At 71.9% G+C, this 26,475-nt stretch carries 20 protein-coding genes; 11 read left to right on the plus strand and 9 right to left on the minus strand.

The genetic code is table 11. The features are described from left to right. Nucleotides 1-64 precede the first annotated feature (64 nt). The gene (locus LCG91_RS10230) at nucleotides 65-1,915 is read left to right on the plus strand and encodes a hypothetical protein (protein ID WP_224441306.1); all 1,851 of its coding nucleotides are present in this window, start codon (nucleotides 65-67) and stop codon (nucleotides 1,913-1,915) included. Between the two features lie 93 nt (nucleotides 1,916-2,008). Here LCG91_RS10230 and LCG91_RS10235 read toward each other — a convergent pair whose 3' ends face one another. After that, a complete protein-coding gene (locus LCG91_RS10235; protein WP_082687755.1) occupies nucleotides 2,009-3,049 on the minus strand; it encodes a glycosyltransferase in 1,041 nt (346 codons plus the stop codon). A 282-nt stretch (nucleotides 3,050-3,331) separates the two neighbouring features. Here LCG91_RS10235 and LCG91_RS10240 point away from each other — a divergent pair, with 282 nt between their 5' ends. Then, on the plus strand, nucleotides 3,332-3,649 hold the full coding sequence (locus LCG91_RS10240) for a GtrA family protein (protein WP_263480160.1): 318 nt from the start codon (nucleotides 3,332-3,334) through the stop codon (nucleotides 3,647-3,649). Between the two features lie 84 nt (nucleotides 3,650-3,733). On the opposite strand, the gene LCG91_RS10245 is transcribed toward LCG91_RS10240, so the two are convergent. The 3 genes from LCG91_RS10245 to LCG91_RS10255 all read right to left on the minus strand — a co-directional run bounded on the left by LCG91_RS10245 (nucleotide 3,734) and on the right by LCG91_RS10255 (nucleotide 9,312). Next, nucleotides 3,734-5,836: a hypothetical protein gene (locus LCG91_RS10245; protein WP_224441308.1), complete on the minus strand. Its 2,103-nt coding sequence runs from the start codon at nucleotides 5,834-5,836 to the stop codon at nucleotides 3,734-3,736. 136 nt (nucleotides 5,837-5,972) lie between these two features. Next, nucleotides 5,973-8,069: a hypothetical protein gene (locus LCG91_RS10250; protein ID WP_224441309.1), complete on the minus strand. Its 2,097-nt coding sequence runs from the start codon at nucleotides 8,067-8,069 to the stop codon at nucleotides 5,973-5,975. Nucleotides 8,070-8,280: 211 nt separating this feature from the next. Continuing rightward, on the minus strand, nucleotides 8,281-9,312 hold the full coding sequence (locus LCG91_RS10255) for a glycosyltransferase family 2 protein (RefSeq protein WP_224441310.1): 1,032 nt from the start codon (nucleotides 9,310-9,312) through the stop codon (nucleotides 8,281-8,283). A gap of 135 nt (nucleotides 9,313-9,447) precedes the next feature. Here LCG91_RS10255 and LCG91_RS10260 point away from each other — a divergent pair, with 135 nt between their 5' ends. The 6 genes from LCG91_RS10260 to LCG91_RS10285 all read left to right on the plus strand — a co-directional run bounded on the left by LCG91_RS10260 (nucleotide 9,448) and on the right by LCG91_RS10285 (nucleotide 17,497). Continuing rightward, nucleotides 9,448-12,015, plus strand: coding sequence for a glycosyltransferase (locus tag LCG91_RS10260; RefSeq protein ID WP_224441311.1), 2,568 nt, complete (start codon nucleotides 9,448-9,450; stop codon nucleotides 12,013-12,015). A 69-nt stretch (nucleotides 12,016-12,084) separates the two neighbouring features. Beyond that, the gene (locus LCG91_RS10265; protein WP_224441312.1) at nucleotides 12,085-12,981 is read left to right on the plus strand and encodes an ABC transporter permease; all 897 of its coding nucleotides are present in this window, start codon (nucleotides 12,085-12,087) and stop codon (nucleotides 12,979-12,981) included. 8 nt (nucleotides 12,982-12,989) lie between these two features. After that, on the plus strand, nucleotides 12,990-14,231 hold the full coding sequence (locus LCG91_RS10270; protein WP_224441313.1) for an ABC transporter ATP-binding protein: 1,242 nt from the start codon (nucleotides 12,990-12,992) through the stop codon (nucleotides 14,229-14,231). Between the two features lie 2 nt (nucleotides 14,232-14,233). Beyond that, complete coding sequence (locus LCG91_RS10275; protein WP_224441314.1) at nucleotides 14,234-15,373, plus strand: glycosyltransferase family 4 protein; 1,140 nt, start codon at nucleotides 14,234-14,236, stop codon at nucleotides 15,371-15,373. Continuing rightward, nucleotides 15,370-16,278 (plus strand): glycosyltransferase family 2 protein, encoded by a 909-nt coding sequence (locus LCG91_RS10280; RefSeq protein ID WP_224441315.1) that lies wholly within the window; start codon nucleotides 15,370-15,372, stop codon nucleotides 16,276-16,278. The genes LCG91_RS10275 and LCG91_RS10280 overlap by 4 nt, the downstream gene beginning before the upstream one ends. A 49-nt stretch (nucleotides 16,279-16,327) precedes the next feature. Then, on the plus strand, nucleotides 16,328-17,497 hold the full coding sequence (locus tag LCG91_RS10285) for a glycosyltransferase family 2 protein (protein WP_224441316.1): 1,170 nt from the start codon (nucleotides 16,328-16,330) through the stop codon (nucleotides 17,495-17,497). A gap of 41 nt (nucleotides 17,498-17,538) precedes the next feature. Here LCG91_RS10285 and LCG91_RS10290 read toward each other — a convergent pair whose 3' ends face one another. The 4 genes from LCG91_RS10290 to LCG91_RS10305 all read right to left on the minus strand — a co-directional run bounded on the left by LCG91_RS10290 (nucleotide 17,539) and on the right by LCG91_RS10305 (nucleotide 22,540). Continuing rightward, nucleotides 17,539-19,467 (minus strand): glycosyltransferase, encoded by a 1,929-nt coding sequence (locus tag LCG91_RS10290; RefSeq protein WP_224441317.1) that lies wholly within the window; start codon nucleotides 19,465-19,467, stop codon nucleotides 17,539-17,541. Continuing rightward, on the minus strand, nucleotides 19,467-20,330 hold the full coding sequence (gene rfbA, locus LCG91_RS10295; RefSeq protein ID WP_058729020.1) for a glucose-1-phosphate thymidylyltransferase RfbA: 864 nt from the start codon (nucleotides 20,328-20,330) through the stop codon (nucleotides 19,467-19,469). Before rfbA ends, LCG91_RS10290 begins: the two co-directional genes overlap by 1 nt. A 13-nt stretch (nucleotides 20,331-20,343) precedes the next feature. After that, a complete protein-coding gene (locus LCG91_RS10300) occupies nucleotides 20,344-20,952 on the minus strand; it encodes a dTDP-4-dehydrorhamnose 3,5-epimerase family protein (RefSeq protein ID WP_224441318.1) in 609 nt (202 codons plus the stop codon). 79 nt (nucleotides 20,953-21,031) lie between these two features. Continuing rightward, on the minus strand, nucleotides 21,032-22,540 hold the full coding sequence (locus LCG91_RS10305) for a DUF2142 domain-containing protein (RefSeq protein WP_224441319.1): 1,509 nt from the start codon (nucleotides 22,538-22,540) through the stop codon (nucleotides 21,032-21,034). Nucleotides 22,541-22,630: 90 nt separating this feature from the next. On the opposite strand from LCG91_RS10305, the gene LCG91_RS10310 reads away from it, so the two are divergent. Beyond that, nucleotides 22,631-23,986, plus strand: a complete 1,356-nt coding sequence (locus tag LCG91_RS10310; protein ID WP_263480161.1) for a DUF2142 domain-containing protein — start codon at nucleotides 22,631-22,633, stop codon at nucleotides 23,984-23,986. Continuing rightward, a complete protein-coding gene (locus LCG91_RS16430) occupies nucleotides 23,947-24,210 on the plus strand; it encodes a DUF2142 domain-containing protein (RefSeq protein WP_263480162.1) in 264 nt (87 codons plus the stop codon). The genes LCG91_RS10310 and LCG91_RS16430 overlap by 40 nt, the downstream gene beginning before the upstream one ends. Nucleotides 24,211-24,217: 7 nt before the next feature. Here LCG91_RS16430 and LCG91_RS10315 read toward each other — a convergent pair whose 3' ends face one another. Beyond that, nucleotides 24,218-25,015 (minus strand): hypothetical protein, encoded by a 798-nt coding sequence (locus tag LCG91_RS10315; RefSeq protein WP_224441320.1) that lies wholly within the window; start codon nucleotides 25,013-25,015, stop codon nucleotides 24,218-24,220. A 505-nt stretch (nucleotides 25,016-25,520) separates the two neighbouring features. On the opposite strand from LCG91_RS10315, the gene LCG91_RS10320 reads away from it, so the two are divergent. After that, a complete protein-coding gene (locus LCG91_RS10320) occupies nucleotides 25,521-26,462 on the plus strand; it encodes a glycosyltransferase family 2 protein (protein ID WP_058729015.1) in 942 nt (313 codons plus the stop codon). Nucleotides 26,463-26,475 lie beyond the last annotated feature (13 nt).

Here is a 26,475-nt window from a genome sequence, read left to right on the forward strand (position 1 = left end):
GACGCCCCGGCCACTAGCATCGCCTCGGGTCGCAGGGGGCGGCCCGTCACCGACAGGAGCTCGCATGCCCTTCGTCTCCCGCGTCGTCACCGCACTGCTCGCGGTCTCGGCCCTGACCACCGCCGCCGTGGGCCTCGTGCCGGCCGACACCGCGAGCGCCGCGCCGACCGCGACCGCGTCCGGCTCCCGGTACACACCGCTCGACACCGCCCGGGTGTTCGCCGGGACCGTCGGCACGACCCCGGTCGTCGTCCCGATCAGCGGCCGCGCCGGGGTCCCGGCGGACGCCACCGCGGTCGTGGTCAACGTCGAGACCGAGGCGCCGACGGCCGCCGGCTACGTTCGGATCACGCCCGCCGGCACCGACGCCCGCGTGGCCCTGCAGGAATTCCCCGCGGGCCGGACGATCTCGAACCTCGCGACCGTGAAGCTCGCCTCGGGCGGCGTGCAGGTGAAGGTGTCGGCGGGTACTGCGCGGGTCTACCTCGACGTCTCCGGGTACTACGCCGCCGGCAGCGGATCGACCTTCACCCCGCTGCCGACCGTCCGCGTCGCGTCGCCGACCGTCGGCACGACGCCGGTTCCCGTGCAGCTCGCCGGCAGGGGCGGGGTGCCGGACGACGCGACCGCCGTGGTCGTCAACGTCGAGACGAACGCCCCGACCGCCGACGGGTACACCCGCCTGACCCCGCTCGGCCGCGATGCGTCGGTGGCGACCCAGGAGTTCACGGCCGGGCGCACGGTGTCGAACCTAGCCATCGTGCGCCTCGTCGACGGTTCCGCCCAGGTCCGCCTGTCGCGTGGGACGGCGACCGTGTTCATGGACGTCGCCGGCTACTACTCCGCGTCGTCGACCGGCTCCGTGTTCGTCCCGATCGACACCACGCGGATCGAGACGGGCACCCTGGGCAACACCCCGCGCACGGTGCGTGCGACGGGCACCGGCGGCGTCCCCGGGACGGCCACCGCGGTCGTCGCGAACGTCGAGGTGCAGGCCACGTCGTCCGACGGCTACCTCCGAGTCACGCCGGCGGGACAGGACGCGTCCGTCGCGGCCCAGGTGTTCCGGGCGGGCGAGGAGGTCTCCGCCGCCGTCATCACGAAGGTGACCGGGTCGTCCGCCGCGCGCGCGTTCCAGGCCAAGGTCTCGCGCGGGACCGCGGTCGACTACGTCGACGTCTCCGGGTACTTCCTCGACGGCACCTCGGCATCGGGCACCGGCGTCGACGTGTCGTGGCCGCAGTGCGGGTCCGCGTTGCCCGGCGACGCCGCCTTCGCGGTCGTCGGCGTCAACGGCGGACTGGCCAACAACACCAACCCGTGCCTGTCGTCGCAGCTTGACTGGGCCGCGCAGGCATCGGGCGGGACCTCCCAGCCGACCGTCCAGCTCTACGTGAACACCGCGAACCCGGGGAGCCGGGCCTCGGTCTGGCCGACGAGCAACACGCTGCCGAACGGTGGTGGGACCGTGCCGAACCCGTACGGGACCTGCACCGGCGGGTACGACGCGGCCTGCTCCTACGTGTACGGCTGGACCCGCGCGGTCGAGGACGCGACCGTCCGCGGCATCTCCGACCCGGCGGCCTACCGCTGGTGGCTCGACGTGGAGACCGAGGGGACGTGGCAGGCGGACCGCACGCAGAACCGCGCGGACCTCGAGGGCATGGCGACGTACCTGGCCTCGCGTGGCGCGCAGGTCGGTCTGTACTCGACCGCCTACCAGTGGAACACCATCGTCGGGTCCGTCCCGACGTCGAGCCCGCTGTACCGGCTGCCGAGCTGGATCGCGACCGGTGCGCCGACGCTGGCCGCCGCACAGCAGGCCTGCTCCGGCACACCCCTCACCGGCGGGGGCCGGATCGAGGTGACGCAGTACGTCGTCGGCGGGTTCGACCGCAACGCGTCCTGCGTCTGACCAGGCGGGCGGGACACACCCCGACACGACGACGGCGCGGGACCCACCGGGTCCCGCGCCGTCGTCGTGTGGTGCCGTCCGGCCCCCTGCGGATCAGCGCCCGGTGGCGTCGCCGCCCTGCTCGTGACGGAGCGTCTGCGGTGCCTCTGCGGGGTGGTCGACCGCCTGGCTCGGGTGGTCGACCGGCAGGCGCCGCGTCGACGTGCCCGGCGCCGAGTAGGTCAGGTAGTTCAGCCGGCTCGTCTCCCGACGCAGCCGCGTGACGCCCTCGAGGATGAAGCCGAGGATCCACGTCAGGAACGCGATCACCATGAGCGATGCGGCGAGGAACGCGGTCGGGAAGCGCGGGACCAGCCCGGTGCGTCCGTACTCGATGAACAGCGGGATCGCGAGGACGATCGCGACCACGGCGAAGATCGCGCCCATGATCCCGTGGAACAGCACGGGACGCTCGAACCGGATGAGGTGCGCGATGAGCGACAGGATCTTGAAGCCGTCGCTGTAGGTGTTGAGCTTCGACTCGGTGCCCTCGGCCCGGTCCTTGAAGCCGACCGGGACCTCGGTGTGCGGCACGCGCAGGTTCATCACGTGCACCGTGAGCTCGGTCTCGGTCTCGAACTCCCGGGACAGCGCGGGGAAGGACTTCACGAAGCGCCGGGACATGACGCGGTACCCGCTGAGCATGTCGGACACCGGCGTGCCGAAGAGCTTGCCCACGACCCGGTTGAACATCCGGTTGCCGGCCTCGTGCCCCGGCCGGTACGCGGTCGCGTCGGGGTCGTCCTGCCGGACACCGAGGACGTGGTCGTACGGCCCCTCGAGCAGGGTTCGGATCATCTCGGGCGCGGCTGCGGTGTCGTAGGTGTCGTCGCCGTCGATCATCAGGTAGACGTCCGCGTCGATGTCACCGAACGCACGGCGGATGACGTTGCCCTTGCCCTTGGTGTGCTCGTACCGGACCTCGGCCCCCGCCCGGCGCGCGACCTCGTCGGTGCCGTCCGTGCTGTTGTTGTCGTAGACGTACACGTGGATGCCGGGCACGGCTGCCTTGAGGTCGGTGACGACCTTGTGGATAGCCGGTGCCTCGTTGTGGCAGGGCACGATGGCGGCGATGACGAGGTCGTCGTGAGTCACGGGGTAGGGTCCTTCAGTGGTCTTGGATCCGTCGAGCGGCGGGGACGTGAGCACGAATCCCCTGCGAGAGGCTAACAGGTGCGCGGACTCGGCCGAGGCCGTCCGCGACCGGGAAGAGGACACGTGACGAACGCCACCGGCTGGTTCCTGGGACACCTCCGACGCGGGGGTCGTTCCTCGTCGTCGGGGGCGTCGGGTTCCTCGTCGACGCCGCCGTGTACAACGCACTGGTGTTCTGGGGCGGGTCCGGCCCCCTCTTCGCGGTCCCCCCTGCTCGGCAAGGTGATCGCGATCGCGGTGGCCAGCGTCGTCACCTACTTCGGCAGCCGACTGTGGACCTTCCGCGACCGCGCCGGCTCGCAGACGCTGCGGAGCTTCCTGGTGTTCGCGGCCATCAACGTGGCCGCGATCCTGCTGCAGCTCGGCTGTCTCGCCTTCTCGCGCTACGTCCTGCACCTCGACTCCCCGCTGGCCGACAACGTCGCCGGCACCCTGGTCGGACAGGCCGTCGCGACGGTCTTCCGGTACTTCGCCTACGGGAAGTTCGTGTTCAAGGACGACCGCGAGGGCGGCGCGAAGGCGATTGCGGAGATCAGCTGACCCACCCCCTGACGGACCACCCGACGGACGGGAGGCACGGTGCGGATCCGCACCGTGCCTCCCGTCCGTCACGTTGGGACGCGGTCAGCGCCGCTCCACCTGGTAGATCCAGAGCGACTCCGCTCCCTGCGTGACCTTCCGCACCTGGGTGAGGCACTGGTCGGTCACCTGCTGGTCGGCGAGCACGTACTGCACGTTCCGCTGCGCGAAGCTGCTGCAGCCGTCGAACCCGACCTGGATCTGGTCGCGGACCGGCAGGAAGAGCTTCGGGTCCCCGTCGCCGTCGAGCCAGTTGACGTTCGCGAGACGGTTCCAGATCTGCTCCTGGGAGCCGCTCGGGTCGATCTCCTGCCACATCTCCTCCGGCGGGTAGGTCTGCACGCCGTTGTAGGAGTGCGCGCCGGTCTCGAGCAGCATCGCGGTCGGGACGTACCCGCCGATCCCCACCCACCGTGCGTCGGGGTGCTCGTCGACGATGTCGGACACGGCGCGACCGGCCGTCGTCTGCGTGGCGAGGTCGAAGACCCCGCGGTAGAGCGGGTTCACGCCACCGCCGACGACGACCGCCGCGGCGAGCACCAAGACGGCTCCGGCCGCCAGCCACCGTCGGGCCAGGGCGACGACCGCGACCGCGAGCAGCACCGCGACGTACCGCCAGGCGTGTGAGGCACCGAGCACCGGCGAGGACTGCGCGTGCAGGCTGCTGTAGACGACCACGACCGAGCCGAGGACCAGGGCCGCGCCGTACCCGGCGACCACCCACGGCACCCTGGTCGGCGCCGGGACCTCGTCGACGGTCATCTCTCCCAGGGGCCTGCGCCGACCGACGCCGGCGTCGAGGCGGGCGGCCAGGAGCGCGACGGCGACGACCCCGAGCAGGTCGAACGCCAGCCGCAGCCGCGCGTCGGTGCTCCGGTCGAGCAGCAGCAGGTGCGCGAGGGCGTCCCAGTGCGGCACGAGCAGGAACGCGAAGAGCACGACGAGCACCGCACCGGTCGCGAGCACGGGCCAGTCCGTCCTGCGCTCGCGGCGGAGCTGCACCACGAAGACCCAGACCAGCGCCGGCACGAGGAACAGGGCGATCATCAGCGGCGCCGCCGCCTCGGACTGGTTGACGGAGAGCCCCTGGACGACCCCGAACTGGGACGCCCGCTGGAACGGCGCGCTGAACAGCGAGACGACGGCCCCGAAGTCGGACGCCCCGGTGGCCTCGAGCCGCTGCCCGGGGTAGACGGTGCCGAGGACGGCCCGGATGGTGTCGATCCGGGTGAGCGCCCACACCCCGATCACCGCGACCGCGCCGACTGCGGCGACCGCGAGGGGCACCAGGCGGAGCAGCGTTCGCCGCCACGGGACCGCGGGCGTGCGCAGGCGCTCGACCAGGAACCCGATCGCGATCGCGACGAGCACGACGGCGGCCGGCACCATGTACGGCACGTAGATGCTCATCACCATCGTCACGGTGAGGTAGCCGGTCGCCGCCGCTGCGACGATGCCGGGCCAGCGCCGCGACGACCGGAACGCCCACAGCACGGCGGTGAGCCCGGTGAAGGCCCAGGCGACCGGCCAGATCGTGGTCGGCAGGAACCACCACTGGATCATCGGGGACAGGCAGAGCGCGATCGCGAGCGCACCGGCCGTGACCGGGCGACGAGGCATCACGGTGACCGCGAAGACGTAGGCGGCGACGAGCGCGGCGAGGACGGGCAGCCACCAGCGGACGGCCATGCCCTGGTCGAGCGGCAGGAAGAGGAAGCCGACCACGTGCGGGCGGAAGACGCTCGACCAGTCCCACGTCGGCAGGTCGTTCTGGATCGTCGCGTCCATCCCGCCGGGGAAGGACTGGTTGACCACGGGGAAGCCCTCGCGGACCTGCGAGATGATCCAGCTCGACTGGACGAGCCACTCGTCGCTCCGGATGCCCTGCGGTCGCCCGGCGAGCAGGTCCGGGTCCGCCCCGGTGCCGAACGACTGCCAGTAGACGCCGCTCGAGTTCCCGGAGATCCCGAGTGCGACGAGCACCACCACGACGAGCAGCGCGACCACCGGGAAGCCGACCAGCACGAGCAGGTTCGGCAGCCCGGACGGCCGGGGGGCGACGGCCCGCTGCCACGCGGCGCCGGCGCGGATCCACGCTGCCGTGGCTCGGGATTCGGGTCGCGGTCGGACGGCGGTGGGACTGGTCACGCGGCGGTTCTCTCGGATCGGGTGGGACGGCCGCTCCGGCCGCCGGCGTCACCGGACGGTGACGGCCAGGCGGGCCGGTCCGGCCGCCGGCGTCACCGGACGGTGACGGCCAGGCGGCCCGGTCCGGCCGTCGGCGTCACCGGACGGTGACGGCCTGGCAGCCGAGGAGGACGTTCGTCCCGGCCCCGACATTTATCCCATAGGAGCAGACCGTGTGCGAACCGGCTCGCGCGGCGAACGACTGGTTGATGCCGTGCAGCGCGCCGGCCGCCGGGTAGGCACGACCGACGTCCGGCCGCGACTGGTTCGCCGGGCCGGAGGCGACGCCCACGCCGTCGAGGTAGGTGTCGACCCGGATCGCGGTCTGCTGCTGGTCGGGGTCGATCGTCCACCCGTTCACCTGCACGCGACCCGCCGTGGGCGACGACGCGTCCATCCCGCCGAAGGGCGACGGGTTGGCCGCGATCGTGAACGACTGGCAGCCGAGCTCGGTGTCCGTGCCACCGCCGACGTTCACCGCGGTGACGCAGATCCGGTGCGAGCCGGCGGTCAGGTCGTACTTCGTCGCGATGCCGTGGTTCGGGCCGAAGGCCGGGTAGGCACGGCCGACGTCGGCGCGCGGGGCGTTCGCGGTCGCGGTGCCCACCTGGACGCCGTCGATCGACATGCGCAGCTGCACGGCGTTCTTCGTGTCCGGGTCGATCGTCCAGCCGTTCACCGTCGCGGTCGATCCGTTCGTCGTGACGTCCATGCCGCCGAAGGGCGAGGTGCCGGCGACGGTGACCGTCTCGCACCCGAGGCCCGTGACACCGCCCGGCGCGACCTCGTCGAGGGCGTAGGCGCAGACGCGGTGCGTGCCACCCGTGGCCTGGAACGTGGTGTCGATGCCGTGCTGGTCACCGTAGTTGAGGTAGGCACGACCGACGTCGGGACGGCTGGCGTTCGCGACCGAGCGGGAGCCGAGCACGTCGTCGACGTAGGTGTCGATCGTGACCGACCGCTGCGTGTCGGGGTCGATGGCCCACCCCCGGACGGTGACCTGTCCAGCCGCGTTGGAGGAGGCGTCCATCCCGCCGAACGGCGACCCGGTCCGGACGTCGACGGTCTGGCAGGCGCCGATCTGCGCGTTCGATCCGGAACCGATGTTCACACCGACGGCGCAGATGGTGTGCGTCCCGCCCCCGACGGTCAGGGTGCTCAGGATGCCGTGGTCGTTCCCCGCCCCGGGGTACACCCGTCCGACGTCGGGACGCGAGGCGTTCGCCGGCAGGGTGCCGAGCAGCTTGCCGTCCGAGTACCACTGCACCTGCACGGTCTGGGTCTTCGCGTTCGGGTCGAGCGCCCAACCGTTCACCTGCACGTAGCCGGGCCCGAACTGCTTGACGTCGATACCACCGAAGGGGTTGTCCGCCGTCGAGACGCCGAACCAGTCGTTGTACAGGCGCCAGAAGTTCCGGTTGCCGTACGCCGAGCAGCCGTCACCGGTGCCGTAGAGGTTGTTCAGGGCCGCCTGGTTCGGCGTGTACGGCGTGTAGTAGTACAGCGCGGCGGTCGCCTTGTTCTGGATGTAGACGCTCTTCGTGCCGCACGCCGCATTGGGGTTGTACTGCACGCTCCGGTTGCCGCCCGGGGCGAACCACGTGAAGTAGTTGCTCGTGCCCGCCGGGTTGCCGTACCGCTTCCACTGCCACGATGCCCAGAAGACCTGGTTGCCCACGCCCGCGTAGGCCGGGTCGCACCCGCCGTTGGCGCTGTCCGGGCAGGCGTAGCCCATCGCACGCTCGAGCACGGCAGCGGAGGGGTTCCGCGCCGTCGCGCCGTTGACGAGCGCCTGCTCCTTCTGCAACGTGACGATGATCACCTTCGGGTTGATCCCGCACGCTGCGCCGACCCGCGTGATGATCTGTGCCGCCGTCAGCGAGGAACCGCCGGTCAGCGCGCCGCACATCGCGTCGGCCCCGTGACTGTTCAGCGAGTACCGCCCGACGTTGAGGCACGAGCTCGACCGGCAGGTGCCGATCTGTGCGTTCAGGAACGTCTGGACCTGCGCCTCGTCCATCCCGCCGCCGTTGTAGAACTCGGCGTCCGGGATGATGTTGCCCGGGTCGAACTGCGACCCGCTGAGCGCGGATGCGCGGTCCGCGTCCGGCGCCCCCACGCCGGACAGCTGGACGCCGACGAGCACACTCGCGACCGCGAGCACGCTCGCGAACGCGGCGATGACCTTCTTCACGACGGGGGCCTCCCTGTGGCGGCGACTCGGTGTCTGCCGCACGGCCGTCCCGACCGCGCGTGGCCGGGCCCTGATCCGGCGAGTCACGTCTGTCACATCAGGCTACAGGGATCACAGCGATCACACAGCCCCCGACGTGCACCCCGTCCGGGAGGCACGGGCGCGCCCGCCCCGACGGACGCGGGCGGCTCGTGGTCACCTGTGCCGTCGCTCAGCTTGCCGCGTCGAGCAGACGTTCGACGCGGCAACGCGCCGTGTCGTCGATCCGGTCCGTCCGGCGGAGCCGGCGGGCGCGGCGGAGGGCGGCAGGAGCCTCCCGGACGAGCCGCAACCACGCCGCGGGTCGCAGCTGGGCGGCGGACGGGCGCAGCAGGTCGCGCACCAGGCGCAGCACCGTCCGCACGACGACGCGCGCCAGGAGTCCGCCGGATCCGTTGCGGGCCACGACGAGCAGCCGGTTCCGCATGCTCTGCGTGCGCACGAGCGGACCGTCGCTGCCGGAGCTCGCGGCGTGCCGGTGGACGACCACAGCCTCGGGGGCGTGTCGCACGTCGAAGCCCGCGAGCCGCATCCGCCACGCGACGTCGAGGTCCTCGTAGTACATGAAGAGGGACTCGTCGAAGCCGCCGACCGCCTCGAGTGCCGCGCGGCGCAGGAACGCCGCTCCGCCGGAGAACCCGAAGAGCGGGGCGTGCTCCGGGGCGTCGTCGACCGGTCGCAACCAGTCGCGATCACGGCCGTTGCCGGACCGGTCGAGCACGACCCCGGTGCCGTTGACGAGGGTCTCCCCGGTCTCCGCCCGGCGCCAGCGACGCCCGTCCCCCGCGACCAGGTCGTCCTGCGACGTCGGCGCACCGTCCGCCACCGGGCGGAACCGACCTTCGAGCACGACGGTCGCGGACACCGCGCCGACCGTCGGACCACCGGCGGCGAGGGCGACCAGCCCGCGGTCGAGGAACCCGTGGTCAGCCACCGCGTCGTTGTTGACGAGGACGACGACGTCGCCCGTCGACGCGGCGATCCCCCGCGACACGCCACCGGCGAAGCCGGCGTTCGTCGGCTCCGGCACCACCACCACGTCCGGGTGGTCGGCTCGGTACGCGGCCACCGTGGCGTCGTCGGCCTCGTTGACCACGAGCACGACCTCGACCGACGCGTCGACGCGCTGCGAGAGCACGGACCGGAGTGCGCGTCGGGTGAGTTCGGGCTGGTGCCAGTCGACGATGACCACGGAGACGTCCACGCCCTCCAGTGTCCCAGGTCGCGGAGCGTCGCAGGTCGCTGAGCGTCGTAGGTCGCGGAGGGGACCCGGAGCACGTCCGGTACAGTGGTCCCGCTCTCCGGGGCACCACCGCCAGCCGACGTATGGAGTCCGTCCGTGTCCACCTTCGCGCCTCGCGTGTCCGTCGTCGTCATCAACTTCCGGGGGACCGACGACACCCTCGAGTGCATCGCACGCCTGACCGAGGTCGACTGGCCCGCCGACCGCCTCGAGATCGTCGTGGTCGAGAACGGGTCGGGCGACGACAGCGAGCAGCGCCTGCGTGCCGAGCTCGGCGACCGGAAGAACGTCAAGATCGTCGTCTCCGACGAGAACCTCGGGTTCACCGGCGGCAGCAACCTCGGTGCGCGCGAGGCGTCCGGCGAGGTCGTCGCGTTCCTCAACAACGACGCGAAGCCCGACGTCAACTGGATCAAGGAGGGCATCGCCGGCTTCGCCCCGAGCCCCCGGGTCGCCGCCGTGGCGAGCAAGGTCCTCGACTGGGACGGCAAGGCGATCGACTTCGTCGAGTCCGGTCTGAGCTGGTTCGGCATGGGCTACAAGGCCCACGTCACCGAGATCGACGACGGTCGCTTCGACACCCCGCAGGACCTGCTCTTCGGCACCGGCTCCGCGCTGTTCGTCCGACGCGAGGTCTTCCTCGAGGTCGGCGGCTTCGACGAGGGCCTGTTCATGTTCTACGACGACGTGGACCTCGGCTGGCGCCTCAACCTGCTCGGGTACCGCGTCCGGTTCGCCCCGCGGTCGGTCGTCTTCCACAAGCACCACGGCTCGATGAAGCCGTTCGGCGACCACCGCGAGATGTACCTGCTCGAGCGGAACGCCCTGCACCTGCTCTACAAGAACCTGTCGGACGAGAACCTCGGGACCTTCCTGCCCGCCGCCCTCGCGCTGCTGGCCCGCCGTGCCGTCGCGAAGAGCGGGCGCGACTCGGAGGAGTTCGACATCCGTCGCTTCACCGGCGCCCCGGACGAGTTCGACCCGACGACGCCGATGTCGAAGGAGGCCGTCGCAGGTCTCTACGCCCTCGACCAGTTCGTCGCCGACCTCCCCCGCCTGGGCGAGGAGCGTCGTCGGATCCAGTCGCAGCGCGTGCGCTCCGACAAGGAGGTCTTCCGCCTGTTCGGCGACGCCTTCAAGCCGCTGTTCGAGGACGGGTACTTCCTCGAGGGCTACCAGGCGATCATCGAGGCGTTCGACGTCGAGCAGCCCATGCACCGCACGAAGGTCCTCATCATCACGGGCGACGCGCTCGGCGAGAAGATGGCCGGCCCGGGCATGCGCGCGTGGAAGATCGCCGAGGCGCTCGCACCGCACAACGACGTCCGCCTGGTGACCTGGAACGTGGCGAACCGCAAGTCCGACGCCTTCGAGGTGTCCCGCGTGCCGCTCCAGCACGAGCGCACGATGCGGGAGCACGAGGAGTGGGCGGACGTCATCTTCTTCCAGGGCTACGCGCTGCACCACTTCCAGACCCTGCAGAACTCGAACAAGATCATGGTCGTCGACCTCTACGACCCGATGCACCTCGAGCAGCTCGAGCAGGCCCGGGACAACGGCGACGTCGGCTGGCGCAACCAGGTCACCTCGACCACCGAGGTGATCAACCGCCAGCTGGAGCGCGGCGACTTCTTCCTGTGTGCCTCGGAGCGCCAGCGGCTGTTCTGGCTCGGGCAGCTCGCCGGGGTCGGCCGCGTGAACCCGGACAACTACCTCGCCGACGACAACCTCGAGAAGCTCATCGCGATCGCGCCGTTCGGCATGGACTCGACGCCGCCGAAGCACGAGCGCAAGGCCATCCGCGGCGTCACGCCGGGGATCGGCGAGGACGACAAGGTCGTCATCTGGGGCGGTGGCATCTACAACTGGTTCGACACGCCCTCGCTCGTCCGCGCGGTCGCGAAGGTCGCCGAGACGCACGACGACATCCGCCTGTTCTTCCTCGGCGTCGCGCACCCGAACCCGGACGTGCCCGAGATGGCGATCGTGTCCGAGACCCGGCGCATCAGCGACCACCTCGGCCTGACGAACAAGCACGTCTTCTTCAACGAGCAGTGGGTCGCCCTCGACGACCGGCAGAACTACCTGCTCGAGGCGGACGCGGGTGTGAGCACGCACTTCGCGCACATCGAGACGACGTTCTCGTTCCGCACGCGCATCCTCGACTACATGTGGGCGAACCTGCCGATCGTCACGACCGACGGCGACAGCTTCGGCGACCTGGTGGCGGCCGAGGGCATGGGCGTCGCGGTCAAGGAACGCGACGTGGACGGACTCGCCGCTGCGCTCGAGTCGATGCTGTACGACCCCGCAGCCGCCGCCGACGCCCGCGCCGCGGTCAGCCGCGTCCGCGAGGACTTCACGTGGGAGCGCGCGCTCGCGCCGCTCGTCGAGTTCTGCAAGGACCCGCACGTCGCCGCCGACCGCGCCCACGAGGCCGCCGTCCCCGCGGGGTCCCTCGCGGCAGCGGGCCGCCCCCGCGTGCAGCTCAGCCCCGCCCGCGCCCGCGAGCTGCAGTTCCACCAGATCGCGAACAGCCGCCACGGACTCGTCCGCGACGCCCGCCTCGCCGCCTGGTACCTGCGGGAGAACGGCGTCTCGGGGCTGCGCGACAAGGTGCAGAACCGCGCCCGACTGATGCGGGAGAGCAAGAACGGACGCTGAGGTCCGGCGGCCGCTCCTGGTCGCCGTTGTACAGTTGTCCGTCGCCCGCTCCGAATGTGAGGACCCCCTTTGAGCAACATCGTCACCGAGCGGTTCGAGCGCCTCCGGCAGGAACAGATGGTCCCGGCCGGTCGCCCGGCCACCGCCGTCATCGGCTCGCTGCGCGAGATCGTCTCGCACCGGCAGCTGCTCGACCTGCTGATCCGTCGTGACCTCAAGTCCCGGTACAAGGACAGCGCACTCGGCTTCGCGTGGACGCTGATCCGCCCGCTCGTGCAGCTGGCGATCTACTACTTCGTGCTCGGACAGATCCTCGGCGCGTCGCGGAACATCCCCGAGTTCGCGATCTACGTGTTCTCCGGCCTGACGCTGTACGGCCTGTTCAGCGAGATCGTCGCCGCGGGCACGGCCTCGATCGTGAGCAACGCCGGTCTCATCAAGAAGATCTACCTCCCCCGCGAGATCTACCCGCTCGCGAGCGTCGGTGCTGCGCTCTTCAACTTCGGCGTCCAGCTCGTCGTCCTGCTCGCCGCGGCGATCCTGCAGAGCGGCTTCGCGTGGGTCCGGCTCGACCTGCTCTACTTCCTGCCGTCCGTCGTCGTGATCCTCATCTGGGCCACGGCCCTCGCCCTGCTGCTCGCGGCGCTGAACGTCTACCTGCGCGACATGCAGTACCTCGTCGAGGTGCTCGTGCTCCTGCTCATGTGGGCGTCGCCGATCGTCTACAGCTGGCAGATGGTCGCGACCCGTGCCCCGGAGTGGCTGCTCACGCTCTACACGTCCAACCCGATCACCCTGGCCGTGCTCGGCATCCACCGGGCCTTCTGGACCGCCGGTGCCGACTCCGAGTACCCCTCGCACCTCCTCGTCCGCATGGCGATCGCCGCGGTCGTCGGACTCGTGGCGCTGCTCGTCTGCCAGCGGGTGTTCGCCAAGCTGCAGGGCAACTTCGCCCAGGAGATCTGACCCACCCGATGAGCACCGAGAACGAGATCGACCGCGAGACCCGCTCCCCCTTCGACGGCGCCCCGGACGTCGTCACCGTGCGGAACGTCTCCAAGCGCTTCACCATCCGGAAGGACAACTCGCTCAAGGAGCGCGTCGTCACCCTCGGCCGTGCCGGACGCCGCCACAGCGAGGACTTCTGGGCGCTGAAGGACATCAACCTCGACATCCCGGCCGGCACGACCATCGGGCTGCTCGGCCCGAACGGCTCCGGCAAGTCGACGCTGCTGAAGACCATCGGCGGCATCCTCGAACCCACGACCGGGTCCGTCGAACGTCGCGGACGGCTCGCCGCTCTGATCGAGCTCGGCGCGGGGTTCCACCCCGACCTGACCGGTCGCGAGAACGTCTACCTCAACGCCGCGATCCTCGGCCAGACGCAGGAGGAGACCGAGGCCCGGTTCGAGGACATCCTGCAGTTCTCCGGCATCGGCGACTTCATCGACACCCAGGTCAAGTTCTACTCGTCGGGCATGTACGTCCGACTGGCCTTCGCGGTCGCGATCAACACCGACCCCGACGTCCTGCTCGTGGACGAGGTGCTGGCCGTCGGTGACGAGCAGTTCCAGAAGAAGTGCCTCGACAAGATCCGCGAGTTCCAGGAGCAGGGCCGCACCATCATCCTGGTGTCGCACTCCCTCGGCCAGGTCCAGGAGCTGTGCGACTCCGCCGTCGTGCTGCACCACGGCGAGGTCAAGTTCCAGGGTTCCGCCCGCCTCGCGGTCAAGAACTTCCGCGAGATCCTCGAGGGCCGGCGCATCGCCGAGGCCGAGGCGGCGCACCCGGAGGAGGACGCCAACCCGGCGAAGGTCGAGCACGTCGAGCTCGAGATCCCCGGCCGTGCCCCCGGCGAGGAGCACCACCACGGCGACGACCTCGTGGTGCGCGCGACGTTCTCGCACACCGACGTCCTGCCCGAGTGGCGCGCCGGCATCAAGATCGAGAACCACCTCGGCCACCCGGCGTTCGGCGTCGACAGCCGCCAGCTACAGACGACGCACGCCCCGCTCCGCGGCACTGCGACCGTCGAGTGGCGCCTCGAGGACCTGCGCCTGGGCGGCGGCCAGTACTTCGTGCACGTCTTCCTCGCGAAGCCGAACGGCGAGCACATCGTGATCCAGCGCGAGGCGGCACGCTTCGTCGTCCAGGACGAGGACACGCAGTCCGGCATCGCCTGGACCAGGTCGACCGAACGCCAGATCGGGGCCTGAGGGTGCGACCGCTGCCGGTGCTGGTCGACGCCACGTCGATCCCACCGAACCGCGGCGGTGTCGCGCGGTACATCTCCGGGCTGCTCACCGGTCTCGGCGAGGTCGGGGTGTCCGTCGACGTCGTGGCGAAGCCCGGTGACCTGGACTGGCTGCGCGCGCTCGCTCCCGCGCACCGCTACCACGCCGCCCCAGCGTGGACGGCCCGTCGTCCGGCCCGGCTGCTGTGGGAGCAGCTCGGCCTGCCGGGGCTGATCCGTCGGGTCGGGGCGACCAGGCTGCACAGCCCGCACTACACGTTCCCGGTGAGCCGTGCCTCCCGGACGGTGGTGACGCTGCACGACGCGACGTTCTTCAGCGACCCCGCCGCACACTCCCGGCTGAAGGTCGCGTTCTTCCGCGCGTGGACGCGTCTCGCGCGCGGTCGCGCGGCCGCGACGGTCGCCCCGAGCGCCGCGACCGTCGCCGAGCTCGACCGTCTGGCCGGGCGAGCCGCGCGGCCGACGGTCGTGGCGCACCTCGGCGTCGACCAGGCGGTCTTCCACGTGCCGGACGACGACGAGGTCGCTGCCTTCCGCGCCGCGCACCGCATCGGCCCGGACGAGGACTGGATCGCCTTCCTCGGGACCGTCGAGCCACGGAAGCGCGTGCCGGCGCTCATCGCCGCGCACCGAGCGCTGCGGGCAGCCGACCCCGCCGTGACACCGACGCTCCTCGTCGCCGGCGGGCTCGGTTGGGACACGGCTGCCGCGCAGGAGCTCGAGGCCGCCGGGGACCGTCCCGGCGAGCCCCTGCGCCACCTCGGGTACCTGCCGATCGACGAGCTCCGCGCCTTCCTCGGCGGTGCCCGCGTCGTCGTCTACCCGAGCACCGCGGAGGGCTTCGGACTGCCCGTGCTCGAGGCGATGGCGTCCGGCGGCGACGTGCTGACCACCCGTCGGCTCGCGATCCCCGAGGTCGGCGGCGACGCCGTCACCTACACCGAGCCGGAGGCCGACGCGATCCGCGCCTCGCTCGCGACGCTGCTGGCGCCGGGGCCCGACGCTGCTGCCGCGCGCGCCGAGCGCTGTGACCGCGCGACGGCCCGAGCCGCCCGCTTCACCTGGTCGGCGTGCGCCCGTGCCCACCTCGGGGTGTACGCGTGACCGGCGCCGACGGGACCGACGTCCCGCGCGACGACGGCCCGGACGCCACGGTCACCGACGGTGCCCGTCGCGCCGCGATCGTCACCGTCTCGTACAACTCGCACGACGTCCTGCCCCCGTTCCTCGCATCGACGCCGGCGGCCAGCGCGTCGCCGGTCGAGGTCGTCGTCGCCGACAACGACTCCGCCGACGCCGGCGCGCTGCGCAGCGTGACCGAGCAGTCCGGTGCCCGGTTCCTCGAGCTCGGCGAGAACCGCGGGTACGGTGCCGCCGTGAACCGCGCGGTCGCGACCCTCGACCCCGATGTCCGGTGGGTGCTCGTGTCGAACCCCGACGTCGTCCTCGGGCCGCTGGCCCTCGACCGGATGATCGACACGGCGTCCACCGACCCGACCATCGGCGCGGTCGGCCCGAAGGTGCTCGAACCGACCGGCGAGGTCTACCCGTCCGCGCGACTCGTGCCGTCGCTGCGCACCGGCCTCGGGCACGCGCTGTTCGCGAACGTCTGGCCCGGCAACCCCTGGAGCCGTCGCTACCGGCAGGAGGGCGAACAGGACACGCGCCGTGACGCCGGGTGGCTGTCCGGTGCCTGCGTGCTCGTCCGCCGAGACGTGTTCGACCGGCTCGGCGGGTTCGACGAGGGGTACTTCATGTACTTCGAGGACGTCGACCTCGGCTGGCGACTCGGACGGCTCGGGCTCCGGAACGTGTACGAACCGGCCGCCACCGCGACGCACGTCGGCGGCACGGCGACGCAGGGGTCGTCCGAGCGGATGCGGCGTGCCCACCACGAGAGCGCCTACCGGTTCCTCGCGGGCAAGTACCGCGCCTGGTGGCTGTGGCCGCTGCGCGCCGCGCTCCGGGTGGCCCTGGCCGTGCGCGCCCACCTCACGCACACCCGCTGACGCGGTACAGTCACGCTCGCCCCTCCCCTCCCCGATCCGGAAGAGCACCATGATCCTCGCCGTCACCCTGATGGTCCGCGACGAAGCGGACGTCATCCCCGCCTGGCTCGACCACCACGTCGCCCAGGGTTTCGACGTGTTCGTCATCACCGACAACGGCTCCGTCGACGGCACCACCGAGCTGCTCACCGCCTTCGCCGAGCGGGACGATGTCGTGGTCGACCTGCGGCACGACCCGGTGCACCGCAAGCAGCAGGGCACCGTCGTGACCGGGATGGCCCGTGACGCCGCCGCGCTCCACCACGCCGACTGGGTCGTGAACGCCGACGCGGACGAGTTCATCCTGCCCGTCGACCGGACGCTCACCGTCCGCCGGGTCTTCGAGCAGCTCGATCCCGTGGTCGGCGCCTTCACCGTCCCCGTGGTGAACCTGACCGGAGCGATGGCCGAGTCGGGTTCCGGCGTCGAGCGACTGCACTGGCGGGACGAGCGCTCGATCGACGAGCTGCACGCCGTCGGCCTGCTCGCGCCGCCGACGGCGAACGCGGTGCACGTGGGCGACCCCGAGGTCGTCGTCGTGCAGGGCAACCACCAGGTGAGCGTCGCGAACGGCGCACCCGTGCCCGCGGGACTCGAGCTCGAGGTGCTGCACCTGCCGTGGCGGTCGTGGCACCAGTACGCGCACCGGGTCGAGGTGTCCGGTCGTGCCTACGACGCGAACCCCGACCTGACGCCGAGCCCGCGTCACCACGGCATGCGGGACTACCGACGACTGCAGGAGGGCGTGCTCGAGTCGACGTTCTCGCTCCGCTTCGTCACCGACACGGACGCCGCGGACGGCCCCTTCACGCGCGACGACGGCGTCGCGGAGAGCCTCCGGCGTGCCGGCTCGGCCGTGCTGTCCGGCGCGACCGAGGACCCGCTCGTCCCCGAGGACCGCTTCCGACGCCTCCGCGCAGCGGGCCGTGCCCTCGTGCGCCGCGACCGGCGCATCGAGGAGCTCGAGGACGCCGTGCAGGCGGGTGAGACCACCGCGAACACGCTGCGTGCGACCGTGCAGTTCGAACGGGACCGGGCCGAGGCCGCGATCCGGACGGCCACCGAACGCCAGGCGGTCATCGACGCCCGCGAGGCCGAGCTCGCCGCGATGCACGCCCGGCGGGTCGTGCGCATCGCCGACCGCGCCGGGGACGTGGCCCGCCGACTGCGGCGGTCCTAGCCGCACCGGTCACCGCCGCCACGGGGACGACTGCGGGGTCGTCAGCGCTGAACGCCCCGCAGCCGACGCACCGCGTCGAGCAGGACCTCGGCCCTGGCGGTGAACGAGTGCTCCGCACCGATCCGCGCGCCACGCGCCGCACGGTCGTCGTCGGACAGCTGCTCCCCCGCCGTGACGAGCGCCCGCAGATCGTCGACCGTGGCGTAGGTCCGGACCGCGCCGCGGAACAGCGCCTCGACGCCCGGCACCGGATCCGTCACCACGAGTGCTCCGGACGCCGCAGCGTCGAACAGCCGGTTCGACACGAAGCCGTCCCGGGCCATGTCGTCCCAGTGGTCGTTGAGCACCACGCGCGCACGGCGGTACAGCGCCGGCAGCGCCTCGTTCGCCACGAACACGCCGCGGTGCACGCCGTCCGGCAGCAGGCCCTCCCAGCCCTCACCCCACACGGCGAGGTCGACGCCCGCCGCGACGGCATCGCGGACCACCGGCCGGAACACCGCCCGGGTCTTCCCGACGAAGAGCGTGTCGACGTCGTCGGGCGTGTCCGGTGCGACCGCGCCCGGGTGGAACCGCTCCGGGTCGGTCGCCTGCAGGAGCGGTGCGATCGCGAGGCCGGTCTCCGCGCCCACCCGCTCGGCCCACACCGGTCCGGCAGCGAAGCGCAGGTCGTACCGGGCGAGTTCCGCAGGAGTGACGAGGTCGGGGTGGGAGATCACCCAGAGCACGTTCGTCGCCGCGGGGTGGACCGGGGTGTCGTCGAGACCACGCAGCGTCAGCGCCACGTCGTCGAGGTGCTCGGACGCCGGACGCACGTGCGACTCCCGGTGGTCCACGACGACCTCCTGGCCGAGCGACCGCAGCGCCCGCGCGAGGTCGCGTGCGAAGAACGTGTCGCCCCAGTCGTCGCCCCGGGCGCCGGGGTGCGCCGCGATCCGCACCGACCAGCGCAGGCGCTCGCCCCGGTCCCGCAGCGCGAGGCGCTCGACACCGCGCTCCGCCCGCACCACGGGCTCCCGCAGGGCGACCGGCGCCCCCGCGACGTCGGCGGTGCGCGCACCCGGGACGAACCCGAGCCGCTCGAGGGCACGCGGAGCGGTGTCGTCGCGGACGTCGCGCCACACCGAGAGAGCAGATGCAGCGTCGGTGTCGTACCGTCGCTCCCGCAGCACCGACCGCCGGTACGCCCGTCCGACCGGGACGACCACGCAGTCCCCCGCGCCGGCGTCGGCCGTGTCCCGGGTCAACCGGGCGACCGCGGTCCGCGTGTCCACGGTCGGCACCGGCACCGCGAGGTCGGCCGTCCGGACGGCGAAGCACGGCTCGTCCGCGGCGAAGACGACGGCGCCGTCCAGCCGGTCCGCGTCCTCCGCGGGGTGACCGCGGAGGAGCGCGGCGACGGGGGCCGATCCCTGCGGCAGGACCGCGCCGGCGCTCGCCACCACGTCGTCCGGCGTGCGGACGACGGCCACGGCGACCCGCGCCTCCCGTCCGTCCGCGGTCGGCGTGCCGAGCACGGCGACCAGTTGGTCGTACGCGGTGTCCGGGAGCGCGATCGACGCGTCCTGCACGACCGTGACGGCGCTCCGGAGCAGCGGTCGCGCTGCGGCGACCGCGCCGCCCCACGTCGCGGCGACCGTCGCCCGCGCGACGACGGCGTCCGGCCCCGCGGCGACCGGCGGGTACGTGCTGGTGGGCCCGGCGTGCACGTCGTGGGCGCTCACGACCACCGTGGCGGCGCCCGCCTCGCGCGCTGCGCGGACGGTGTCCAGGTGACCACCGACCCGCAGTGTCGACTCGGCCACCGTGACGACGACGTCGAACGTGCCCTCCGCACCCGGGTCGAGCTGGGGCTCCGCCGACGGGAACGACGTGTCGACCGGGAGGCGCGGCTCAGCGACGTCGGTCGGCTCCGGCTCGTCAGCGGGTCCGGACCGACCGAGCAGCCGACCGAGCCGGTTCCGCGGCATCAGTCCTGCAGGAGGTTCTGCAGGTAGACGCCGTAGCCGCCCTTGACGAGCGGCGCGGCGAGGTCGGCGAGCTGCGCGTCGTCGATCCAGCCGTTCCGCCAGGCGATCTCCTCGATGCAGCCGATCTTGAAGCCCTGCCGGTCCTCGATCACCTTGACGTACTCGGACGCCTGCATCATCGACTCGAACGTGCCGGTGTCGAGCCAGGCGGTCCCGCGGTCGAGCACCTGCACGCCGAGCTTGCCGGCGTCGAGGTAGCGCTCGTTCACGGTCGAGATCTCGAGCTCCCCGCGGGCGCTCGGCTCGATGGTCTTCGCGATCTCGATGACCGAGTTGTCGTAGAAGTACAGGCCGGGGACGGCGTAGTTCGACTTCGGCTCGGTCGGCTTCTCCTCGATGGACACCGCCGTGAACGAGTCGTCGAACTCGACGACGCCGTACGCCTTCGGGTCGGCGACGTGGTACGCGAAGATCGTCGCGCCGTCGACCTCGGTGTTCTTCCGCAGGTTCGTGCCGAGGCCCGTGCCGTGGAAGATGTTGTCGCCGAGGACGAGCGCGACGCTGTCGTCGCCGATGAAGTCCTCGCCGATGACGAACGCCTGCGCCAGGCCGTCCGGCGACGGCTGCACCGCGTACTGGATGTCCATGCCGAGCGACGAGCCGTCGCCGAGCAGCGACTTGAACTGCTCGTTGTACTCCGGGGTCGTGATGACGAGGACCTCGCGGATGCCGGCCATCATGAGCGTCGACAGCGGGTAGTACACCATCGGCTTGTCGTAGATCGGCATGAGCTGCTTGCTGATGCCCTTGGTGATCGGCCAGAGGCGGGTGCCGGAACCCCCGGCGAGGATGATGCCCTTCACGGTGCGGGCCCCCTTACTTCTTCGTCCGGAGGGACTCGGTGTAGGCCACCGCTTCCTCGTAGGTCGGCAGCAGCCCCTGCTCGGCGGCCTGCTCGAGCGTCGGCGCCGTGGTGTCCTTCTCCGACAGCACCGGGTCGCCGATGCCCTCGGGGAGCGCCAGTCCGACGGTCGGGTCGAGGATCGTGATCCCCTTCTCGCGCTGCGGGTCGTAGTGGGCGCTGACGAGGTAGTTGACCGTGCTGTGGTCCTCGAGCGCGACGATGGCGTGGCCGAGCCCCTCGGACAGGTACACCGCCTTGCGGTCGACGTCGTCGATGCGGACCGAGTCCCACTGGCCGAAGGTCGGCGAGCCGACACGGATGTCGACGATGTAGTCGATGAACGCCCCGCGGACGGCGGTCACGTACTTGGCCTGGCTCGGCGCGACGAGGGCGTAGTGGATGCCACGGGCGACACCCGCCGACGAGATGGACATGTTCACCTGGCGGAGGTCGAGCGGGTGCCCGACCGTCTCCTCGAGCACGTCGGCCCGGTACGCCTCGAGGAACGCCCCTCGTGCGTCGCCGTGCTGGACGGGCGTGAACTCCCACGCTCCGGGGATCTTCAGTTCGCGGATCTGCACCGGGCAACCCTAGCAAAGGGCCGGAACGGGCGTCGCTGCCCGATCTGCCCCGGTCGGGCGATCAGCTCCGGTCCGGCGATCAGCCCCAGTAGGGCAGGACGCTCTGGTAGAAGTGCAGGTCCACCGTGACGATCCCGGCGACCACCGATGCGGCAGCGACGGCGAACACCGCCACGCGGATGCCGCGCGAGGACACGAGTCGTCCTCCGACGAAGAGGAGCAGCAGGGCGGGCAGCACGGGCAGGAAGTACCGCCCCTGCAGCCCCTGGAGCCACTGCCCCTCGTTCACCGTGTAGTAGACGTAGAGCGCCAGGCAGACGCCGAGCACCGCGACGAGGGCACCGACGCCGACGGCGACCCGCCAGAGCACGCCCGTGCGCAGCCGTTCGACCGCGTCGCGTTCCCGCGGCTCGACCGTGAGCAGCGCCAGGACCAGCGCGACCGTCAGGAGGAGCACGAACACCATCGGCAGCGGGGCGCGCAACCAGGCGAACGCGCCGAACACGCCGCGCCAGATCTCACCCTTCTCGGTCGTCAGCCCCGTCGGGTAGTCGAGGAACAGGGACCGGAAGACCGCCTTCACGAACACGAACGGGTGGTGCAGGAGGAAGGTCTTCTGGGTCGCCGGGTCGTTCAGCGGGTTCACGCCCTGCGTCACCCACGACGTCGCGCGGAGCCAGCCCAGCGTCACCACGCCCGCGACCGCGACGACGGCGGCGGCGCTGACGAGCGACGCGGGGCGACGGGCCGCACGGTTCAGCACGGGGATCGCTGCGACGATCACGGCGAGCGGCGCGTAGGTGGGCTTCACGAGTGCGACGGCGACGAAGAGACCACCGAGCACCACCCATCGCCACCAACCCGGTGCACCCTCGCGGAGGGCCCAACGGAGTGCCAGCGCCGTCGCCAGGACGCAGAGCCCGATGGTCACGCCGTCGGCGCTGAAGGACGCCGCCTGCGCCACGACCGACGGCAGGAGCCCGACGACGAAGAAGAGCAACCGGCCCACGGGGGCGAGCAGGGCCGCGGCGAGCAGGAGTCCGGCGACGACGAGGAGTCCCAGTGCCCGACCGAGTTCGAGCTGCGCCAGCACGCCCATGTCGAGCGCCTCGCCGATGCGCAGGGCCACCACCTGGGGCACGTACGCGACGGGCGGGTACTGCACGGTGTTGGTGAAGGTCTGCCACGCGCGGTCGCCGTCGTCGTGGATGCTGCCGAGCGCGGCCCAGTCGAGGTCACGGAAGGACGTCGGGTCGTCGAAGCCACGGGTGAAGTGGGCGTCGTCGAACAGCCGGGGCCACGCGGTCGGGACGTACCCACCGGGGTCGCCGTCGGAGATGCCCTCGATCCCCCGCGCCTCGTCGGCGACCAGGCCACCGTGCGCGACCTGGTAGGCGCGGAAGACGTGCGCCGGCTCGTCGGGGTTGAGGCCGGGGGGCGTGACCGCGATGAAGGCCGCTCCGCCGAGGAGGAACACCACGAGGAACGCGACGGACTGCCACCAGCGCCGCGTCCAGGACCACACTGCGGTCGGACGGGTCCTCCGGTCGGTCGAACGGCGGCGTGCTGGTGCGGTCTCGGTCGACACGGGGCCCCTGGTCCTCGTCGTGCCCGTTCGGGTCGGGCGGCTGCTGCGGCCCGATCATCGTAACGAACCCTCACGCCGTAGAGTGTCCCGGTGGACCAGACAGGGAACCCCGCCCGGCCCGTGACCGACGAGCACCCGACCGTCGCCGACGAGCGCGTGAGCGGTGACACGACCACCGCGCCGGCCCGCGACGACCGGACCGGAGCAGCCGACACGGGCGCCCACCACCGGCGCTCAGAGCGCCGTCGGCCGCGGATGCTGCGCGTCCTGCTCTCCTTCCCCCTCCTCTTCTCCCTCGTCGCGACCCTGTTCGTCGGCGCCTTCGTGGCCGTCGTCCCCGCGGGCTTCGGTCTCGACGAGATGCACCACACCTACCGGGCCTGGCAGGTGTCCCGGGGTCAGCTCGAGGTGGACACGATCACCCCGAAGCTGCAGTACGGCGGGCAGATCCCCGTCGCCCTCGTCGACTACGAGCTCGAGGGCACCGACGCCTCGAACGCCGGCCGGACGAGCGGCCAGTACTGGCAGCGCGCCGACGTCGACCTCGGGCCCGACCTCGAGCGCTTCGGGGCGGTCCACCTGCGTCCCGACAGCCCGACCCAGCTCGAGGACTTCACGAACGCCGGGGCGTCGAGCTTCGTGGCCTACGCGCCGGCCGCCCTCGGGATGCGGATCGGGACCGTGCTCGGACTGGACGTCGCCGGGATCGTCCTGCTCGGCAAGGCGGCGAGCGGACTCGTCTACGTGGTCCTCGTCGCCGCCGCGGCCGTGGTCCTGCGCGGCTCCCGCTGGCGGTGGCTCGTCGCCCTGGTGGCGCTCCTGCCGCAGAGCGTCTTCCAGGCCTCCATCATCACGGCGGACACCCTCTCCAACGGCACCGCCCTGCTGTTCGTCGCCGGTGTGCTCGCCCTCCGGAACCGAACCGCGCGTGCCACGTGGCCGTTGCTCGCCGTGACGATCGTCGCCGCCCTCGGGGTCGTGGCGGCCAAGCCGACGTACATCCTCCTGCTCCCGCTCCTGTTCACCGTGCCGGCGGTCGCACTGGGACTCCGACGGCGACGGTGGGCGCTCGCGGTCGAGGCCGGGGCGGTCGCGCTCGTCGCCGGGGTCGGCGCTGCGTTGTCCTCGGGCGCCGCCGACATCGCCGACGCGATCCGGACGCAGGTCCCGGACTGGCCGAGCGTCGACCGGCACCTCCAGCTGCAGGGGATCCTCGCCGATCCGTTGCACCTGGTCGGCGTCGTCGCCCGGACCTTCGTGCAGTACGGCTCGTCGTGGGTCGAGGGGTCGATCACGATGCTCGGGACCAACTCGGTGTTCGTGCCGCAACCGGTCGCCGTGGCACTCATCGTCGTGCTCGTCCTCGCCGCGCTGCGGGGGACGGCCGGGCCCCGATCGCCGGACTGGTGTTCATCGCCGTGGCGGCGGTGTCGGTCGTCGCGGTGATCGCGACGCTCTACCTGACCTTCTCCACGGTCGGGGCCGCGAACGCGAACGGGGTGCAGGGGCGCTACTGGCTCCCGCTCTTCGTCCCGCTGGCCGCCGGGCTCGGCATGCTCCTGCCGATCCGCGTCGGAATGAGCGAACGCGCGGCGGCGGTGACCTTCTCGTCCGTCGGCGTCGCGGCGCTCGTCGCCGCCCTGGCGACCTGGGTCTGGGTGGTCTACTGACGCACGGTCAGAGCCCGAGCGCCGTGCGCCAGGTCGGTTCCGCGCCGACGAGCCGCTCGGCCCGGACGTAGGCCTGCGCCCGGGCGACGCGGGGCGCCGGCTCGCGGAACGCCTCGAGCAGCGCTGCGCGCCACGCCGACGGGTCGTCGGTCGTGAGCAGCCCGCCGTGCGCGTCGACACCGGCGTAGGACGGCCGGTCCGAACCGACGAACGGCAGCCCGAGCATCGAGTACTCCAGGAACTTCAGGTCGCTCTTCGCGTCGTTGAAGCGGTCCCCGGTCAGCGGCGCGACGCCGGCCGACCACCGCTCGGCGCGAGCCCGCAGGAACGCGATGAAGTCCGGGTAGTGGGCGGCGGTGCCGAGGTCGAGACGGTCGTACCACTCCTGGTCGGCTGCGTCGGCGGTGACGCCGACGACCTCGAGCCGGACCGGCCGACCGTCGGTGTCGGTGAAGCCGTCGAACACGGGTCGGAGCAGCGCCAGGTCGTCGCCGTGGGTCGCCGACCCCATGTAGAGGACCCGTCGCGGGCCGGCCGGGTCGGGCCGGACCGCGGTGTCGCCCCACATGCCGGGCTGCAAAGCGTTCGGGACGACGACGGCGTCGACGCCCTGCGCGGCGAGCACCGCTCGCAGCGGTTCCGTGGAGGTGACCACCGCGTCCGCTGCCCGGACGAGCCGGTCGACCGACGCGAGTCGCTCCGGGTCGTACTCGGCGCGCGCGAGCCGGGTACGGGCCTCCTGGCTGAAGAAGTCGTCGTCGACCTCCGCGACGACGCGTGTCCCCCTCTGCCGCAGCGCGCGCAAGGGCCGCGTCGAGCCGGTGTGCCGGGAACGCGTCGCGCTGCACCAGGAGCACGTCGAGGTGCGCGGAGTCGGTGCCGTCCGCCCACCGGACCGGGTCCACCTGCGCGACGCGTGCCGCCCCGGACGCGGCGAGCGCCGACATCCGACCCGTGACGCGGACGTGGGCCGACGCGGGGTGCACCCCGCCGGCACCGTGCACCACGAAACCGACGAGCGGGGTCGGCGTCGCGGCCGGTGCGCCGCCCGTGGTGGGTGCGTCTGTCACGGCGGCGTCGGAGCCGGTCGGTCCGGCGGCGCGCGCTCCGGGCACGCGGCGGAGCAGTCGGGCGGCGACGGAGCGGAGGCCAGGCATGCCCCCATCCTGACACCGCACGGCACCGGGTCCGTCCCGCCCGGAACGTAGGATGAACTGCCCGGCGACGTGTGCCGTCGACGCCACCGCCCCGCAGCGGCGGCCGCTCCCCGCGGTGCGCCCGTACCCCCGACCCGACCAGGACCGTCCCGCGTGAAACTGTTCGTCCAGATCCCCTGCCTGAACGAGGAGCAGACGCTCCCCGCCGTGCTCGAGTCCATCCCGACGTCGATCGACGGCATCGACGAGGTCGAGGTGCTCGTCATCGACGACGGGTCGACGGACCGCACGGTCGAGGTCGCGCGGGCGCACGGCGTCCGACACGTCGTCCGGCACACCGCGAACATGGGTCTGGCGCGGTCGTTCCGCGACGGGGTGGACTACGCGCTGCTGCACGGCGCGGACATCGTCGTCAACACCGACGGCGACAACCAGTACCCGCAGGCGCAGATCGCGGAACTCGTGCGGCCGATCGTCGAGGGTCGCGCCGAGATCGTCATCGGGGACCGCCAGACACGGACGATCGAGCACTTCTCCGGGTTCAAGAAGGCGATGCAGCGCCTCGGGTCGTGGGTGGCCGGGCGGGCGGCCGGCCTCGACCTGCCGGACGCCGCGAGCGGGTTCCGGGCCTACTCGAAGTACTCGCTGATCCGGCTCAACATCGTCACGCGCTTCAGCTACTGCATGGAGACGATCGTGCAGGCCGGCTACAAGCGGCTCGCGATCGAGAGCGTCCCGATCACGACGAACCCGAAGACGCGCGAGTCACGACTGTTCGACAACATCTGGCAGCACATGTTCCAGTCGGGGTCGGCGATCGCCCGCGTGTACCTCATGTACCGGCCGATGGCGCTGTTCGCCTGGGTCAGCGCGGTCTTCGGCGTCGCCGGTCTCGTGCCCTTCGTGCGGTACCTGGTGCTCATGCTCGCGGACTCCGGCGGGAACCACCTGCAGTCCCTCATCCTCGGCGTGGTGCTCGTGATCAGCGCCCTGCTCTCGATCACCATCGGCGTGGTCGCCGACCTGACCCGGCTGAACCGGACGTTGGCGGAGGAACAGCTCGACCTGCAGAAGCTGGCGCGGTACGGGGACTGACGGGCACGGGACG

Source organism: Curtobacterium sp. TXMA1 (genome assembly GCF_020162095.1).
In the GTDB taxonomy this organism is placed as follows: Bacteria; Actinomycetota; Actinomycetes; order Actinomycetales; family Microbacteriaceae; genus Curtobacterium.